This window comes from Erythrobacter sp. Alg231-14, from assembly GCF_900149685.1.
Taxonomy (GTDB): Bacteria; Pseudomonadota; Alphaproteobacteria; order Sphingomonadales; family Sphingomonadaceae; genus Erythrobacter.
The window spans coordinates 2,826,002-2,842,078 of the sequence record NZ_LT702999.1 but is presented as its reverse complement, the minus strand read 5'-3'; the positions used below and the strand labels follow the sequence as shown (position 1 = coordinate 2,842,078).

Below are 16,077 nucleotides of genomic sequence, written 5' to 3'. Positions count from 1 at the left end.
GGTGCCGCCCGATGAAGAGAAGCCCGTGTTGATACGGCCCGCCGACGATCAGGACGGCGAAGCGATCTGGCGGATTGTTGAACCCGTCATCCGTGCCGGCGAAACCTATGCAATCGATCGCGACATCAGGCGCGATGATGCGATCGCCTATTGGATGGGAACGGGCGACGCCGGTTGGGACCAAGAATGCTTCGTTGCCGAATTGGATGGGGTGGTCATGGGCACATATTACCTGCGCCGCAATCAGGGTGGAGGCGGCGGCCATGTGTGCAATTGCGGCTACATGGTTTCGTCCGATGCACAGGGTAAAGGGCTGGGTCGGACACTGTGCAAACATTCAATGATCGCGGCGCGCAATGCTGGCTTCACTGCGATGCAATTCAATTTCGTCGTTTCCACCAACACGGGCGCGGTTGCTCTATGGCGAGAATTGGGTTTCGATATTGTTGGAACCGTTCCCAAAGGGTTTGACCATCCTGAAAAAGGGCTGGTCGATGCGCTGGTGATGCACCGAACCCTTTGATCTGGCCGTTGCCTGCTTGGCGATGATCTAACGAGATTAGCTCGCTTTTGTAGACCCGGTGTAAGCGATGATCAGACGCCACACGGCCCACGTCACCCCGGTTACTGCGCCTGCGATCATGGCCAATCCCATATCGGGGACAAACAATCGGATGGTGTGAAGGGGCGCGCCAAACGCTTGAGGGACGATCAAGAACACCGCCATCGCCAACCCAACCGTCGTAACCAATGGGAACCACAGGCTGAACCGACCGGACCACCCGGTCTTGGCTCTAATCGCGGCGCGTTTGACCCATGCCCATATCATCGCAATCACAAACAGGATCGGCAGCGCCGCGAGCATGACGAAGGTCGCTTGTTGAGGAAGGGGGCTGGCCTCGCCGTTGTAGTCCCGTCCCAACGCGCGCGCAGTGACACCATTGCGCAATTCAATGGTGCCGCCAAACCCGATGCCCGACCCGGCATTGGTCAGCACGGCGACGCCTTTCTTCTCTGCCGGGATCATTGTGGCCAATGCTTCATATCCGGGGTTGGAGCCTGAGTGATAGACGGTGCCGTCCTGCGTGTTCACAAACCATCCCAGCCCATAGAAGGGAGATGCGTCGTTGGCCGGTTGCATCATTTGAGCTTTGCCCGCGGCGCTCAATACGTCGTCTTCGCCATTCATCATGACGGAGAGGTATCGCGCCATATCCCGCGCGCTGGCCACGATGCCGCCTTGCGGCCCAGATCCGCGCCCGGTGAAGACTTCGTTTGACGGGGCTTTGGTCCAAAACCAAGGTCGGTGCCCGGTTGCCATACCGTTTGTGTTGTCGGGCCCATGGACGAAACTGTCATTCATGCCGATCGGGCTTAGGATATTGTCGGCGGTGTAATCGGCGTAATCTTGTCCGCTCAAAACTTCGATCAACCGGCCCAACACCTGATAATTGGCGTTGGAATATTCCCATGTTTCGCCCGGCTGGGACACGGGCGTCATGCCGGCGATGTTGTCCACTCGTCTAGAGAGGGATGCCGCATCCATCGTCAAATCGTTCTGCGACATATTGCCCTGAAGCGTGGAATAACCGCTGGTGTGGCTTAACAATTGGCGGACTGTGATCGCGCTTTGCGGTCGACCGGCATAGACGTCCAGATACCGGCCAATCGGCGCGTCCAATTCTGCTGCACCGGCTTCCACCAATTGCATCACCGCCAGCGCGGTGAAGCTTTTGGAAACCGAACCGATGAGGAACGGCGTGCTAGGAGCGACTTCGGTTTCCTCGTCGGATCTCAGCAGACCGTGTTGATCGCCGCTAATCTCCCCTTCAAAAGTTACGCCATAGGCCAATCCGGGCACGCCAGCCGAGGGCATTTCCTCCGCGACAAAGGCATCGATCGATGTGGCAGGGCCGCTCGCATGCAATGTGGATGCGAGGATGAGAGCAATCATGGCGGCAAAACGGTGCATTTCTTCTCCTTATCGTCGCCGTCAATAGCACAACAGAACCGCGTCGGGGCGTGATCTTCGCGAAAAAACCGTTAGAGAGCATGGTATGACCCAATCAACACCCATGACCACCCAAGCGGGCAATCCCGGCGCGTTCACACAGTTTGATCTCAACCGCGTCGATAGCCCAGCCTTTGTCGTGGACGCGGCAAAGATCCGCGCCAATTGCCAAATCCTCGCCGAAATCCGCGATGAAGCCGCGAGCGACGGCGCGAGCATCAAAGTTTTCGCCGCGCTAAAGGCGTTCTCCATGTGGTCGGTTGCGCATATTATGGGCGAATATCTCGATGGTGTTTCGACAAGCGGTTTGTGGGAGGCCCGGCTTGCATCGGAGTTTTACGATGGGGAAATCGCCACCTATTCGGCCGCTTTCAAACCGGAGGAATTGGAGGAGATCTGTCGCCTATCCGAACATGTGATCTTCAACTCCCCTGGCCAGATGAAGCGCGCCGCATTGATCCTTGATCACGCTGCAACAACGGGCGGTGACGTGTCACCGGGATTGCGGATTAATCCGATGTTGGCGACCGGCGATGTCCCCAAATATGATCCCAGCGCGCCGGGATCGCGGCTCGGCTTTCCTATCGATCAATTGACCGAAGAGGCGATGGAAGGCGTGGAGGGCATCCACTTCCACAATCTGTGCGAGCAGACCTTTGAACCGCTGCAACGGACGTGGGACCGGGTTTTTGACGCGATTGAGCCGTGGTTTGGTCAACTCAAATGGATCAATATGGGGGGCGGACACCACATCACCCGCGCAGATTACGAACGCGCCGAATTGATTGAATTCTTGAAAGATGCGGCGGCGGATACCGGCGCCGAAATCATTATCGAACCCGGCGAAGCCATCGCCTTGGATGCGGGCATTTTGGTTGGAACATTGCTGGATACAGGCTTCAATGAAGTGCCGATCGGCATCACCGATGTATCCGCGACATGCCACATGCCTGATGTGTTGGAGGCGCCGTACCGCCCGGCCATGATGGGCGAGCTTTCCGACGCAGACACGATCCCGATCCGGTTGGGCGGTCCATCGTGTTTGGCAGGCGATGTGATCGGCGATTACAAATTGCCCGTAAAGGCCGATCCGGGCGCGCGTTTCGCCTTTCTGGATCAGGCGCATTACTCGATGGTCAAAACCAACACATTCAACGGCGTCCAACTGCCCAGCATATGGTTGTGGGATAGCGAAACCGACGCGTTGGAATGCGTAAAACGCTTTGAATATGAAGACTTTCGAGGCAGGTTAAGCTGAATCGAAACAAAGGGGGTAAGAATGGTGAAACTCGGGATATGGGCGATTGCCCCGTTGATGTTTGCGATACCGGCACAGGCGCAAACCTACTCACCAGAATTGCTCAAAAAATCGGTGACCCTTGAGGATTTGCAAGCGGTTGTTGCCTCGCTCGATCATGAAGTTTTGGAAGTCAACGAAGACGAAAATTTGGTGGTCGGCCAAGACGCCGATGGGGCTGCTTATTTTCTGTTCGGAACGGCGTGCAATGTAGGCGGCGTTCCCGGTTGTCAGGGGATTAACATGCAGATCCGGTATCGGCTTGCACCAGAGGTCACTTATGAAAGCGTTGCAGAGGCAAACTACGATCAAGCCGCCGTGCAAACTTGGGTGGATTTCGAAGATAAAGTCTTGGGTGTCACGCGTTATCAAGTGCTCGATTACGGGGCGACAATGGCCAATATTCGAGAGAATGTCCGGGTGTTGTTGGATGTAGCGCCGGTTTCGGCCGCCGTTGCGGCGGGCATCAACCCGGAACAGGAACAAAAATCGTTCTAGCGGGCAGTCTGGTTGGATGGCCAACCGATAGCATCTGAGTGATCAAGTTTGCGTTCGCTTGCGCGCTTAAAGCTGCGATCTGCCGCGCTCGTTCTGATTGATGGCCAACGCCAATCGCGCCATTGCGCCAAATTGATCTGTGGCTTCGGCGACGCGGTTCTCGTCGTCGCGCGCATCCATCGATCCGCTTTCAAACAGATTGCCGCTTTCCACGACCAAAATGACTTCGCCGCGGCTGAACAGGGCGCGCACGGCATCCCCGTTAAACGCGCGTTCTAGGGCGAGCAAATGTTCGACATAGGATGGGTGGATAAGCACGCGCGCCTCAACCTGATCATCGCTCCACACCTCGAACACGTCTTCGAAATCAGGGTGGACCTGATCGACGTAATCCAGCCTATGCCCGTCAAACGTGGCGTGGTCTTTCCGCCCGCCAAGGCCCAACCATTTGCGGTGTTTCCCCTTGCGTTGAAGCAGGGTGGTGGAATGGAAATCGCGGCCAAATTCCATATGGACCAAAGCCCCGCGAAACACCGTCACCCATCGGCGGTTTTTGCCCGACCCGCGGCGTTCCTCCAAATGCGCTTCGTATAGGTTGAAGTCATGCCCTTCGAGCGAGCCGTACCAACGGTCTTCGAAAGTGTCGCGATCATATCCGGGCAATAGACCATAGGTCATTGCCGCTTCGAATTCGCTGCCTGGGTTCACATCGTGTTCGTATGAAATGCCAAATTCGCGTGCGATGGCGGAATTGATGCCAATTTTGATCGCGCGCTTCGCCTCGGAAATTGGCATGTATCCCCATGCCGCTATCCCGCCAATAATGACAAAGGTCAGTAGGATCCCAAAGCTACCGAGCGATGATCCCGAAAACCACGCGAAGGTCAAAATTGGCAGGGCGATGATCCCGGAATAGAACCAGCGGTTGAACGCTTTCTTTTTTGCTTCCGCGCGCATGGATTCTTGATCGGCCAACCATTGGCCGAGATGCCCCTGCATCAATCCTTGCACATTAGCGTCCATCGTCGTTCCTTTGCCCCGGATAATGGCCATCCCCTTGGCCCAAAGATCACCCCAGAGATTGCCCAAAGATCAAGGCGCAATCGCCTTTCGATCCTTGGGCCTTTCCCTTAACCTCTTAACGCTACTATAGATGTGCCCGGTAAAGGAGGGGCAAACAAATGGGAATGTTGAGTTTTGTTGTGATTGGCGTTGTTGTAATCGCCGCGTTTGTGGTGATTGGCATTTACAACCGATTGGTTGGGCTGCGCCAAAACGTGCGCCAAGGCAAAGCCGATATTGATGCACAATTGCGCCAACGCCATGATTTGATCCCAAACCTTGTCGAAACCGTCAAAGGGTATGCCGGTCACGAAGCCGCCACATTGGAAGCGGTGATCGCCGCGCGCAACACCGCGAAACAAGGCGAACCTGACAGCGGCAGCGAAAAAGGGTTGCGAGTCGCTCTCGACAACCTTTTGGCTTTGGGAGAGGCCTATCCCGATTTGAAAGCCAGCAGCAATTTCCAAGAATTGCAGCGTGAGCTTGCCGATGTCGAAGACAAATTGGCCGCCGCCCGCCGCGCGTTGAACGCCGCCGTTGCTCAATTCAACACCGCACGCGAAGCCTTCCCTGCGATCATGTTCGCCGGCGCGTTTGGCTTTCAACAGGCCGATTTCAACACATTGGATGACAGCGAGCGCGGGACGGTCGATCAAGCGCCCCAAATCGGGTTTTGACCAAATGGTAAAAAAGTGCGGGAACCAACAAGCATTTTGAACGATTTTGTTTGCGAAACCGCGCATCGGCTATATATGCGCGCTTCCGCTGCCCCAAGGGACACATACCGCAAGGCAGCCCAAACCACATCATGTGGTCAGAAACTAAACCTTCTGGGGGTCCCTTGAGTTGCTCGTATATCCTGACGCCAAGACTGTAGCCCAGGCGCTAACGCCTGAAGAGCCGGTGATCCTTAATCGCCCGCATGCTGCGCGGCGTGCTGCGCGCTTTTTCGTCGAGAAGTTTCCCGGCAAAGTGCTTTATGCGGTGAAGGCCAATCCGGCTCCTGATTTGATTCAAGTTCTATGGGAATCCGGCATCACGCATTACGACGTGGCCTCCATCGCCGAAGTGCGGTTGGTGCGGGGAATTCTGCCCGATGCCAACCTGTGCTTCATGCACCCGATCAAAACCCGCAGTGCCATTAAAGAGGCGTATTTCCAACACGGCGTTGTCACGTTCAGCCTCGATTCGATGGAGGAGCTGGACAAGATCGTAGAGGCATGCCGCGACCCCGAAACGGGTGAGGAAGCGCAAGATTTACGCCTGTGCGTGCGGATTAGGGTTTCCAGCGAATATTCCGAATTGTCGCTTGCCTCGAAATTCGGCTGTGACCTGCTTGAAGCGCCGGAATTGCTGCAAAAGGCGCGCCAGCATTGCGATTGGTTGGGCGTGTGTTTCCACGTTGGCAGCCAGGCGATGACGCCGTTTGCCTTTGTTCAGGCGATCGACCGCACCCGCGCCGCAATTGCGCAGGCCAGCGTCGTGATCGACATGATCGACATTGGCGGCGGTTTCCCCAGCGTCTATCCTGAGATGGAGCCACCTCCTCTCGAAGATTACTTTGCGATCATCCATCACCACTACGAAGCGTTACCCATCGCCTACAATGCCGAATTGTGGTGCGAACCGGGCCGCGCTTTGGCCGCTGAATATTCGAGCATGATCGTGAAGGTCGAAAAACGGCGCGGATCCGAATTGTACATCAACGACGGCGCCTATGGTGCGTTGTACGATGCGGCGCATGTTTCGTGGCGGTTCCCGGTGAATGCGTTGGAAGATGATCTGCGCGATCCGATAGAGGATTTTGCGTTTTACGGCCCGACTTGCGACGACGCGGATTACATGGCCGGACCATTCGCATTGCCCGGCGATATCCAAGCGGGCGATTACATCGAAATCGGGATGTTGGGCGCGTATGGCGCGGCGATGAAGACTGGTTTTAACGGGTTTGGCGACGCGCAATGCGTCATCGTGAGCGACGAACCTATGATGAGCCTTTTCGACGGGTCACGCCAACCCACGGCCAGCGACAACGTCATCTCGCTTCGATAGCGCCAACGCCTTGGCGTTTATTCGTCCGGCCTATTGTATGCGGCCGCGCATGTAGAAATTAGCGCTTCCGGATGGTTGCAGTGCGCCTTGGGGCATGATGCAGATAAAGCGGACATTGGGATCGTATCCGGATTGGGGTTCGTATCCGCATTGATCGATGGAACTGGGTTTGGTGTCGGAACTGGAAAACCGCACATCGCGATCAAAGCTGAAATTCAATCCCGATCCGTTGTCGCGCCATGCGACGGGGTCGGTTTCCATGAATTCTGCCGATCCGCCCGTGTCCAAGTCCCCAAAATAAAACCGAACGTCGGCAGGCCATTGATCAATGATAACCAATGTATCGGGGTCAACCTCTTGATCGCCTGTGTTCGATATTTCGATGTCGTAGATCACGTCATGGCCGGGTAGGAAAAAGGCCGACCCCGCGGATTGTTGATGGACGCTTGATTGTTTGCGCACTTTTAGACGGGGGCGAGTGACCGTGATTGTGACTGTCGCCTGTGCGACCAACCCGGATTGGTCCTTAATTTCATAGATGAAAGTGTCCTCCCCGGAAAAACCCGGCTCTGGCGTGTAGATAAAGGATCCGTCAGCATCGATTTCGACCGATCCGTTGGATGGCGGGCTGATTAAATCGGTGGTGACTGTGATGGGCGTCCCATCAGGATCGTTGTCCACGCCGTTGCCGCTGCCGGCGATTACGTTCACGTCGACCAATGCGGTTTGAAACGCGGTTGAGAACGCATCGTCATAGGCGACTGGAGGGAAATTGGGGAAGGGCATCCTGCGGCAAGAACTGCCGTCATTGCTGTTGCTGGGATCGCCAATCGCGACCAAAACAGCGCGCGGATTGGGTGTTAAATAGTCAAGGATTTCATACACATTTCCCGTTGTGTTGCGGAACGTAAAGACCCGGCCGTTCACATCGGACCATGTTGCGCCGCTGGACCCTTCATTGGGGTAATCGGCGATGGAACGAACGACATTCTCGCCTGTGTTCACGTCGATCAAAGACAATTGCGTGCGGCCCGGCGCGATCAACCTTTGGCCAAGGGGCGTGTCCACAAATGCCCAATCGGCCGCGCCGCTGGCCAAGGATTGCGATAGGGTAATGGGGGTTTGTTGTTGGGTCGCCAAATTGACCCGCATCACGATGTTGTTGGATCGGCGCAAATACATATTGTTGGCATCATCGATGTCGCCAATGTACGAATTGAACCCAATGGCGAACATGTCGGTCACGACGCCGTTCGCATCGACCCTGATAATGCCGCTGGAACGCGTGGCGTAGAAGAAATCGTCGTTCGGGTTGTAGGCCAAAGAATTGTACGAAGAACTGCGTTGTCCGACATTGGTGTATGTCGATGTCGCGGTGTCGAAAATCCGCAATTGGCCGCTTTGCACCTGATAGATGTCGCCGGTGCAGGTGAACCGGGCTTGCGCGTGAGCGGGCCCGTCAAAAGCGACGATCCCTCCCAGACAAACGATAAGCGCGATCAAACACCGGGTTGGAAGGGAGCGGGCCCAGAAGAACCACCCGCTCCCTTCAGGGGGTGCAGAGACGTTTGTGTCATCGGTGAGGGTCCGAAATGTCACGACAAACTCCGCAAAAGGTCTGTCACAGACACAGCACGGACCGTGCCAAGATTAGAAAACCTTGTATTTCAATGAGATAGTGTGATGCGCTATTGGCGGCTCAACCGACAGAATGAGAATCTTCGCAAATTGCGCAGGCAATCCCTTTGCAATTTGCGAAATTCACCAAATGTACAGCATGTCTGACTTCGGGCGAAGCCGGCGCCGTTCAATCAAATCCGACAAACCGCGCCGCTTCGGCCACGGTTTTGCGTTCGCTGACCACGGCATTGGCGGGAAAGTCCGGATCGGGCCATCCCAATGCTATGGCTTTCATGATCACCTGTTCATCAGGGATGTTCGCGTGTTCGCGCACCACGGGCGATTGCATGATCCCTTGGGAATTGATGACACAGCCAAGGCCGCGCGACCATGCGGCGTTCACCAAAGCGGTGGTCGCTGCGCCGCAATCAAAGGCGGTGTCGTCGCTTGTCGTCAATTCACGGTCATAGGTGATGATGACGCAGACCGGCGCGTCAAACTGGCGAAATCCGCGAAGGACCCAATCCTGACGCCGCTCTTTATCATCGCGTTCAATCCCCATGGCACCGAACAATTGTTTCGCCACGCCAATCTGACGTTCCCGATGAACGCCGGCAAACGGTTCGCCGCGCCGAAATTCGCGGCTGTCGGGCTCTCCGGCCAAAATGCGTTCGGTGTTCCCTCTGCGGATCCGGTCGAGAGGTTCGCCGGTGATCACATGAAAATGCCACGGTTGGGTGTTCATCGATGTGGGCGAACGTACGGCAAGGGCGATGATTTCTTCGATAATTGCCTGCGGCACGGGCTTATCAAGGTATCCACGGATAGAGCGGCGTCCAAGCACCACGTCATCATAATTCATGTTGGATTGGTCTTTCAGATTTGAAATTCAGGAGGGTCAAACAATCAGGCTTCGAAATAGGGCCTATCACCGGCGATTGTCACGCGTTCCATCATGCGCCTTGCCGGGAAATAATCCGACACAGCCAGATGTTGGCAAACACGGTTGTCCCAAAACGCGATGGAACCCGGGCGCCAACGAAAACGGCATTGCAGTTCGGCGTCCTTGGCGGTCGCATACAAGTGATCGAGCAGCCAACGGCTTTCCGCCGAAGACAACCCCTCGATGTGCGATGTGAAGGCGGTGTTGACGTAGATTGCCCGTTCGCCCGTTTCGGGATGCGTGCGGATTACCGGATGGCGCATGGGCGGGAATTTATCATGCAAATCCTCCGGCGTTTTGCCCAAACGCTTGGCGAAAACACGGCTGATATCGTGGACCGCGGTTAGCCCTTCGCAGAAACGCTGCATCTGTTCAGACAGGCGTTCATAGGCGAGGTGCATGTTGGCAAACAGTGTGTCGCCGCCGCAATCGGGCACTTCACGTGCGTACAGGATCGAGCCCAGCGATGGTTCCTCGCGCCATGTCACATCGGAATGCCAGTAATTTTCCTGACCTCGGCTATTGGGGCCATGGGAAATGCGCAGGACTTCTGGGTTTGGTTGGTCCTTGGGGGTCGCGGGGTGGACCTCCAATTCGCCAAAGTGGCGGGCAAAGGCGATATGCTGTTCCTGAGTCAGGTCCTGATCGCGAAAGAAAATCACGCCGTGTTTCAACAAGGCTGCGCGGATTTGCGGGATGCTGTCGGCGATGTTTGCATCGCCCAGGTCAATATCAAGGATCTCGGCCCCAACTGCGGGCGTCATCGGTTCAATGCGAAGCATGCCCGTGTCGAGCGTAGTGCGATCAAATGTAGTGGCCAATCAACCCTCCCAAGTCCGGCTTGAGAGGCTTGTGCCCGGTCATACGAGGCGGATCAAGTTATCCATTATGATGCAGCGCAGCCGGTTGGGCGCGGTCGGCGGATCAGGCGGCCTGCGCCAGTTCCATATCCATCCGATCCCAAATCTCCACCAACGCCTCTGTCAATTCGTCCATCATCGCATCGGTGTGATGCGGGCCGGGGGTGAACCGCAGGCGTTCTGTGCCGCGTGGGACGGTGGGGTAATTGATCGGTTGAACATACACGCCGTATTCCGCGAGCAGAATGTCGCTGATCTTTTTGGCGCGGGCAGGGTCGCCCACCATCAACGGCACAATATGCGTCGTGCTGTCCATTACGGGCAGCCCACTTTCGGCGAATTTCAGTTTCAACGTCGCCGCCGACTTTTGATGAGCGTTGCGTTCGACATTCGAGGATTTGAGGTGCTTCACCGACGCCAAAACCCCGGCGACCAGAACCGGTGATAGCGACGTGGTGAAGATAAAGCCGGGCGCGTAGGAACGGATGCAGTCAATAACCCGCGTATCGGCCGCAATGTAACCACCCATGACGCCAAAGGCTTTGCCCAGTGTCCCTTCGATAATGTCGATCCGGTGCGCGGCGTTATCGCGTTCCGAAATGCCACCGCCGTGATCGCCATACATGCCAACTGCATGCACTTCATCGATGTAAGTGAGCGCGTTGTATTTTTCGGCAAGATCACAAATGGCGTGAACCGGGGCCACATCGCCATCCATTGAATAGACGCTTTCAAACGCGATCAATTTCGGTGTTTCGTGGTCTTGTTCGGCCAACAATTCTTCGAGATGTGCCATGTCGTTGTGACGGAACACCTTTTTCTCACACCCAGAATTGCGGATGCCGGCAATCATGCTGGCATGGTTCAATTCATCTGAGAAAATCACACAACCCGGCAGCAATTTCGCCAAAGTGGACAAGGTCGCATCGTTGGAAACATAGCCGCTGGTGAACAACAACGCGCCTTGCTTGCCATGCAAGTCGGCCAATTCCTGTTCCAATTCGACATGGTAATGCGTGTTGCCGCCGATATTGCGCGTGCCGCCCGAACCCGCGCCCACATCGTGCAACGCTTTTTCCATCGCGCCGATCACGACATCGTGTTGACCCATGGCGAGATAGTCGTTGGAACACCAAACCGTGATGGGTTTGGGTCCATTGTGACCATGGAAACACCGCGCATTGGGATAGGCGCCTTTGTTGCGCATGATGTCGATAAAGACCCGATAGCGGCCTTCTTCGTGCAGACGGTCAATCGCTGAATCGAAAATCTGGTTGTAATTCACTGGTCAAACGCTCTTGTCTTTGTGGACCGCGCCTTTTGCAAAAGGTGGCCCGTTTATCAGGCTCTCACAATCCGAAATGAATTGGCCGCAATGACACGGCACAGACCATACAACCCCAACATGGCCCAAAAGTTTCGTTGGGGGTATTTAGGCGCGATGGAGAGGTTTTGAAACCACGATCTTTGCGAGTGGTTTGCAGGTCTAGAACGCTTGCGCCGGGGCGAATTCACGCGAAGAAAGCGCGCTTTCCAAACCCCCGGCATTGGATATAGGGCCGGTGACGACGAACCGGTTTTGACCCGATTTTTGAAATGGCTGACCCGCCAACCGATCCACCACGCGCCGGGCGATACCGGCCGCGCCGTCGACAAACTGGACATCGGAAGACCAACCCAGATCGGCAACCGCCACGTCTTTCAATTCGTCCGACAGCAACGGGAAGTGGGTGCAACCTAAGATGACGTGATCGATCATCGCGCCGTTTTCGCCGGTCGAAACGCCTCTCAACGCCTCTGCCAAAACGCCGCGGTCAACCGTGCCGCCGCGCAATTTCCGCTCTGCTTCGTTGACTAAACCCGGCGCGGCGTGGCGCAACAAGGTTTTGCCGACCACAAATTCGCGTTCAAGATCATCGACATAGGCTTGGCGAATGGTCGCCTGTGTGCCCAAGAGCCCGATCACACCAGACCGGCTTGCTAAAGCGGCGGGTTTGATCGCAGGGACCGTGCCAACGATGGGCACTTCCATGACCTCGCGCACCATGCCCAGTGCAATCGTTGATGCTGTGTTGCACGCAATACAGATGAGGCGCGGCTCAAACCGTTCCGACATTTTGCCCAGCAAACCGGCCACGCGGGCCGCAATTTCCGCCTCGGATTTGGTGCCATAGGGCAATCCGGCAAAATCGGCGGCGTAAACGATCGGAGCATCGGGCAGGGCGCGATGCACTTCGTCGTACACGCTAAGACCGCCTACGCCGGAATCAAACACCAAAATCGGTGCCTCAGGATGGACCTCGGACGGTGAAGCCGGAGAAGGCGCGGCGTGAGAAATAATCGGTCCTAATCATCTGAAAACTTGTCGAGACGCAGTGTATTACTTAGGCGTTGGAAAAAGAAAAGATGGCGCACGGAACCGCGTCGCAATTTGAAAGCGCAATGGGGATATGATGGAACCGGTATTAGCAGCGTTGTTGGGCTATATTTGTGGCTCTATCCCATTCGGCTTGTTGCTGACCAAAGCGGCCGGCTTGGGCGATGTCCGCAACATCGGTAGCGGCAATATCGGCGCGACCAATGTGCTTAGAACCGGCAATAAGGGATTGGCTGCGGGCACATTGCTGCTTGATCTGCTTAAGGGGCTTGCCCCGGTTGTGGCCGCCGGAATGATTTGGGCCGGGGACAACGGCGCGGTCGCCAAAGCGTTTGCCGCCGGCGGCGCGGTGATCGGCCATTGCTATCCCGCTTGGTTGAAATTCAAAGGGGGCAAGGGTGTCGCAACCAATGCCGGTGTCGCCTTTGGCCTCGCATGGCCAATCGGGCTTGCCTATGCCTTGGTTTGGGTGTCGCTGTTGCTGATTTTCCGCATTTCATCATTGGCCGGGATGGCGGCCGTTATCGCCGCCGCAGCAGCCGCGCCTTTGTTTGGATTTCCGCAATACTTCCCGGTTCTGGCCGCGATTGCTGGCCTGATCGTGTACCTCCATCGCGAAAATATCGGCCGATTGGTCAAGGGTGAGGAGCCGAAGATCGGCGGCAAAAAATGAACCAAGCGGAGGCCGCCGCCTTGTCACAGGAAGAGGCGTTTGCGCGGATCCGGCTGTTGCGGTCCCCAAATATTGGGCCGATTGCGTATCGCCAGTTGATTGCGCGGTTCGGCAATGCTGTCCACGCGATCGAGGCGTTGCCGGATTTGGGCGCGCGGGGGAAAAGGCGATATTCTCCCATCGCCAAGGACCGGATTGAGCGTGAGATTGAGGGCGTTCGTGCCGCTGGAGCGCGATACCTGTTTCATGACCAACCCGATTACCCCGAATTGCTAAGCCGATTGGACAGCGCGCCGCCGATCATAACGTGTCGGGGCCGGTTGGAATTGGCGTCGCAACCCTGTGTGGCCATTGTTGGCGCACGCAGCGCATCGGCGGCGTCTGTCACCTTGGCCCGGACATTCGCCGCGCAATTGGCGCAACGAGGGTTTACGATTGTTTCCGGATTGGCGCGCGGGATTGATGGCGCCGCACACGAAGGCGCACTGAACGCGGTGGACGCCGATATCGGCGGAGGGCGCACCATCGGGGTTATCGCCAGTGGGATCGACATCGCGTATCCCCCTCAACACAAAGAATTGCAGGAACGGATCGCGCAAGAAGGGTTGTTGATTGCCGAACAACCGCCGGGGACCGAGCCACGCGGTCGCCATTTTCCCAGCCGCAACCGCATCATCGCCGGTTTAGCAAGCGGGACATTGGTCGTCGAAGCGGCGCCCAAATCGGGATCATTGATCACCGCGCGATTGGCGGCGGAGGCGGGACGCGAAGTGATGGCCATTCCCGGTTCCCCGCTCGACACGCGATCGCACGGTTGCAACCAATTGATCCGTGATGGGGCGATATTGATCAGCGAGCCACAAGACGTGATCGAATTGGTAGAAGATTTCACCGGCGCGCCGCGATCAACCTATCGCGTTGCCGAGGAATCCGAAATTTACGAACCCAATGCATCAGAGCCAAACGAACCGATAGATGCGGCGGTGATAGAGGCATTGTTGTCCACTGCGCCCATCGCGATTGACGAATTGATCCGTCAATCCGGGGGCAGCGGCGCGGCGGTTCAAATGGCGTTGCTGGAATTGGAATTGTCCGGTGCGCTGGAACGGCATGGCGCGGGCAAAGTGAGTTTGAACGGTGCATAATTCTAAGGATGGCAGTTAGGGTCGCATGGCATTTATCCAACTACGACAGATCAGCGCGGGCGCGTTGATATCCAACACATTTATTGAACTTGCGCGGATTAAGAAAGAAATTGGGATCTACCTAGCCGTGTTCACGGCCATCGCAGTGATTGCCGAATTTGCTCCTTTGGGGGAAGAGCTGGGCTGGTTCCCAGCGACGATCCTCTATTTCCTCGGCCAATATTACCTGTACCGCGAAATGTTGACGCGAGGCGGGATGATTGTGGATTCGCGTTTCAAGGTTTTTAGCCTGTTTTTCATGGCCTTGGTGCTCGTAATCCCGCTCTATCTGGGGTTCACGTTACTCTTCATTCCCGGCCTTCTCTTGATGACGAAATGGGTCATGGCCCCGGCGATTCTGGTATCGGAGGAGACCCATTTGTTCGATGCTCTTGGCGCAAGCTGGTCGTTGAGCGATAACAATGTGATGTCGATTGGTGTCGCGTTGTTCGTCATCGGATTGATTTGGTTCGTCATCGTTATGGTCGGCGGCACAGGCGCCGGGTTAATTGAACAGGTTGTGCTCAACATACGGGGTGCCAATGATGGCAGGATGGGGCCGCTAATTTGGCCATTTTTGCACACACTCCCCCTGTTGTTGATGGGTGTTTCTGTGAGCGCGTATCGCGCGCTTAACGATGCGGGGCACGACATGGTGTCGGTTTTCGAATGACCGAACTGATGACGAAATTTTGGGGAGAATAATGCCATGAACGACAGAGTAAATCTGGCCAGCTTACTGTCGGTCACGGTCGATGAAATTCAACAGAGTTGGCAAGTGATTTTGATTTACTCGGCGTTGATCTTGGTGATTTCGGCCGCAATGTTCGGGGTGATCGGCGCGACGGAAAATGGCTTTATCGGATCTGATGTCTGGAACGTTTTCAGGTCGCGGGCCGCGACGGGCTCGACCGTAATAATTGGGGCGCTTGCCGCGGTTGCATTCCAAATTCTGGCGAGTTTCTATTTGCTTGCCGGGATGTTTCATCGGTCCACATCGCCTAGTTTTGACACGCTATTGCCCTTTATTGGCATAACCATTCTATCTTGGCTCGTGATTGGGATCGGCTTTCTGCTTTTAATTATCCCTGGGATAATTTTCATCGTGCGTTTGACTCCATTGCTTCCGATTGTCCTTTCGCAAGAAGGGCCGTCCTTTGATGCGTTTGGGAAAAGTTGGGACATGACGGACGGTCGAGGATGGTCGATCTTTGGCGCTTATGTCATTTTGTATATTGCCTTGTTGGTTGTGTCCGGGATTATGACGGGGTTGTCTGCCCTTTTGGGGCCTTGGGGCATGGTATTGGCCGAAGGGTTCCAAACACTGCTATCCTCCATCATCTTCACCGCCCTATCGGTGGGGGCCTATCGTTTGATGATAGATGACACGCAGGACCTGTCGCAAATCTTTGAATGACAGAGATTTTTGCCTCCTCCTGAACAAAACGACACGTCGATGCTCATAAACGGTTCATCGCGATCCGGATAATTCTCGTTCCC

The 16,077-nt window shown here is 55.8% G+C and carries 16 protein-coding genes; 9 read left to right on the top strand and 7 right to left on the bottom strand.

Going from position 1 to position 16,077, the window contains the following annotated elements; all coding sequences use genetic code 11:
• The first annotated feature begins 25 nt into the window (after positions 1 to 25).
• Positions 26 to 523, top strand: a complete 498-nt coding sequence (locus BQ8290_RS13655) for a GNAT family N-acetyltransferase (protein ID WP_108792432.1) — start codon at positions 26 to 28, stop codon at positions 521 to 523.
• 36 nt (positions 524 to 559) lie between these two features.
• Here the strand turns inward: BQ8290_RS13655 and BQ8290_RS13650 are convergent, their stop codons facing one another.
• Entirely contained in the window at positions 560 to 1,972 is a 1,413-nt protein-coding gene (locus BQ8290_RS13650; protein ID WP_337661416.1) for a serine hydrolase domain-containing protein, read from the bottom strand.
• A gap of 103 nt (positions 1,973 to 2,075) precedes the next feature.
• Here BQ8290_RS13650 and BQ8290_RS13645 point away from each other — a divergent pair, with 103 nt between their 5' ends.
• Positions 2,076 to 3,269 carry a carboxynorspermidine decarboxylase gene (locus BQ8290_RS13645; protein ID WP_108791198.1) on the top strand — a complete coding sequence of 398 codons (1,194 nt, stop codon included), beginning with the start codon at positions 2,076 to 2,078 and terminating at the stop codon, positions 3,267 to 3,269.
• 21 nt (positions 3,270 to 3,290) lie between these two features.
• On the top strand, positions 3,291 to 3,806 hold the full coding sequence (locus BQ8290_RS13640; RefSeq protein WP_108791196.1) for a YbjN domain-containing protein: 516 nt from the start codon (positions 3,291 to 3,293) through the stop codon (positions 3,804 to 3,806).
• A gap of 66 nt (positions 3,807 to 3,872) precedes the next feature.
• Here BQ8290_RS13640 and BQ8290_RS13635 read toward each other — a convergent pair whose 3' ends face one another.
• Complete coding sequence (locus tag BQ8290_RS13635; RefSeq protein WP_108792428.1) at positions 3,873 to 4,829, bottom strand: DUF3137 domain-containing protein; 957 nt, start codon at positions 4,827 to 4,829, stop codon at positions 3,873 to 3,875.
• A 158-nt stretch (positions 4,830 to 4,987) separates the two neighbouring features.
• Here BQ8290_RS13635 and BQ8290_RS13630 point away from each other — a divergent pair, with 158 nt between their 5' ends.
• Complete coding sequence (locus BQ8290_RS13630; RefSeq protein ID WP_337661415.1) at positions 4,988 to 5,545, top strand: LemA family protein; 558 nt, start codon at positions 4,988 to 4,990, stop codon at positions 5,543 to 5,545.
• 169 nt (positions 5,546 to 5,714) lie between these two features.
• Complete coding sequence (locus BQ8290_RS13625) at positions 5,715 to 6,920, top strand: type III PLP-dependent enzyme (RefSeq protein WP_108791192.1); 1,206 nt, start codon at positions 5,715 to 5,717, stop codon at positions 6,918 to 6,920.
• Positions 6,921 to 6,950: 30 nt separating this feature from the next.
• Here BQ8290_RS13625 and BQ8290_RS13620 read toward each other — a convergent pair whose 3' ends face one another.
• From BQ8290_RS13620 to murI, 5 genes are all read right to left on the bottom strand, one after another.
• Entirely contained in the window at positions 6,951 to 8,519 is a 1,569-nt protein-coding gene (locus BQ8290_RS13620; protein WP_108791190.1) for a DUF6923 family protein, read from the bottom strand.
• Positions 8,520 to 8,727: 208 nt separating this feature from the next.
• On the bottom strand, positions 8,728 to 9,402 hold the full coding sequence (locus tag BQ8290_RS13615; RefSeq protein WP_108791188.1) for a nitroreductase family protein: 675 nt from the start codon (positions 9,400 to 9,402) through the stop codon (positions 8,728 to 8,730).
• Positions 9,403 to 9,446: 44 nt separating this feature from the next.
• Entirely contained in the window at positions 9,447 to 10,304 is an 858-nt protein-coding gene (locus BQ8290_RS13610) for a TauD/TfdA dioxygenase family protein (protein ID WP_337661414.1), read from the bottom strand.
• A 103-nt stretch (positions 10,305 to 10,407) separates the two neighbouring features.
• Positions 10,408 to 11,628, bottom strand: a complete 1,221-nt coding sequence (hemA, locus tag BQ8290_RS13605) for a 5-aminolevulinate synthase (protein ID WP_108791184.1) — start codon at positions 11,626 to 11,628, stop codon at positions 10,408 to 10,410.
• 201 nt (positions 11,629 to 11,829) lie between these two features.
• Positions 11,830 to 12,618, bottom strand: a complete 789-nt coding sequence (murI, locus tag BQ8290_RS13600) for a glutamate racemase (RefSeq protein WP_108791182.1) — start codon at positions 12,616 to 12,618, stop codon at positions 11,830 to 11,832.
• A gap of 178 nt (positions 12,619 to 12,796) precedes the next feature.
• On the opposite strand from murI, the gene plsY reads away from it, so the two are divergent.
• From plsY to BQ8290_RS13580, 4 genes are read left to right on the top strand one after another with little or no spacing between them, the layout of a single operon-like run.
• Positions 12,797 to 13,393, top strand: a complete 597-nt coding sequence (plsY, locus tag BQ8290_RS13595; protein ID WP_108792426.1) for a glycerol-3-phosphate 1-O-acyltransferase PlsY — start codon at positions 12,797 to 12,799, stop codon at positions 13,391 to 13,393.
• Positions 13,390 to 14,538, top strand: a complete 1,149-nt coding sequence (gene dprA / locus BQ8290_RS13590; RefSeq protein ID WP_108791180.1) for a DNA-processing protein DprA — start codon at positions 13,390 to 13,392, stop codon at positions 14,536 to 14,538. The genes plsY and dprA overlap by 4 nt, the downstream gene beginning before the upstream one ends.
• 25 nt (positions 14,539 to 14,563) lie before the next feature.
• Positions 14,564 to 15,250 carry a hypothetical protein gene (locus BQ8290_RS13585; RefSeq protein ID WP_108791178.1) on the top strand — a complete coding sequence of 229 codons (687 nt, stop codon included), beginning with the start codon at positions 14,564 to 14,566 and terminating at the stop codon, positions 15,248 to 15,250.
• 36 nt (positions 15,251 to 15,286) lie between these two features.
• A complete protein-coding gene (locus BQ8290_RS13580) occupies positions 15,287 to 15,994 on the top strand; it encodes a glycerophosphoryl diester phosphodiesterase membrane domain-containing protein (protein ID WP_108791176.1) in 708 nt (235 codons plus the stop codon).
• Positions 15,995 to 16,077 lie beyond the last annotated feature (83 nt).

Coding starts and splice junctions, on each gene's coding strand:
- BQ8290_RS13580 (WP_108791176.1), top strand. CDS start 15,287: ATGAACGACAGAGTAAATCTGGCCAGCTTACTGTCGGTCACGGTCGAT.
- BQ8290_RS13635 (WP_108792428.1), bottom strand. CDS start 4,829: ATGGACGCTAATGTGCAAGGATTGATGCAGGGGCATCTCGGCCAATGG.
- BQ8290_RS13585 (WP_108791178.1), top strand. CDS start 14,564: ATGGCATTTATCCAACTACGACAGATCAGCGCGGGCGCGTTGATATCC.
- BQ8290_RS13630 (WP_337661415.1), top strand. CDS start 4,988: ATGGGAATGTTGAGTTTTGTTGTGATTGGCGTTGTTGTAATCGCCGCG.
- plsY (WP_108792426.1), top strand. CDS start 12,797: ATGGAACCGGTATTAGCAGCGTTGTTGGGCTATATTTGTGGCTCTATC.
- BQ8290_RS13650 (WP_337661416.1), bottom strand. CDS start 1,972: ATGCACCGTTTTGCCGCCATGATTGCTCTCATCCTCGCATCCACATTG.
- BQ8290_RS13645 (WP_108791198.1), top strand. CDS start 2,076: ATGACCACCCAAGCGGGCAATCCCGGCGCGTTCACACAGTTTGATCTC.
- BQ8290_RS13615 (WP_108791188.1), bottom strand. CDS start 9,402: ATGAATTATGATGACGTGGTGCTTGGACGCCGCTCTATCCGTGGATAC.
- dprA (WP_108791180.1), top strand. CDS start 13,390: ATGAACCAAGCGGAGGCCGCCGCCTTGTCACAGGAAGAGGCGTTTGCG.
- BQ8290_RS13640 (WP_108791196.1), top strand. CDS start 3,291: ATGGTGAAACTCGGGATATGGGCGATTGCCCCGTTGATGTTTGCGATA.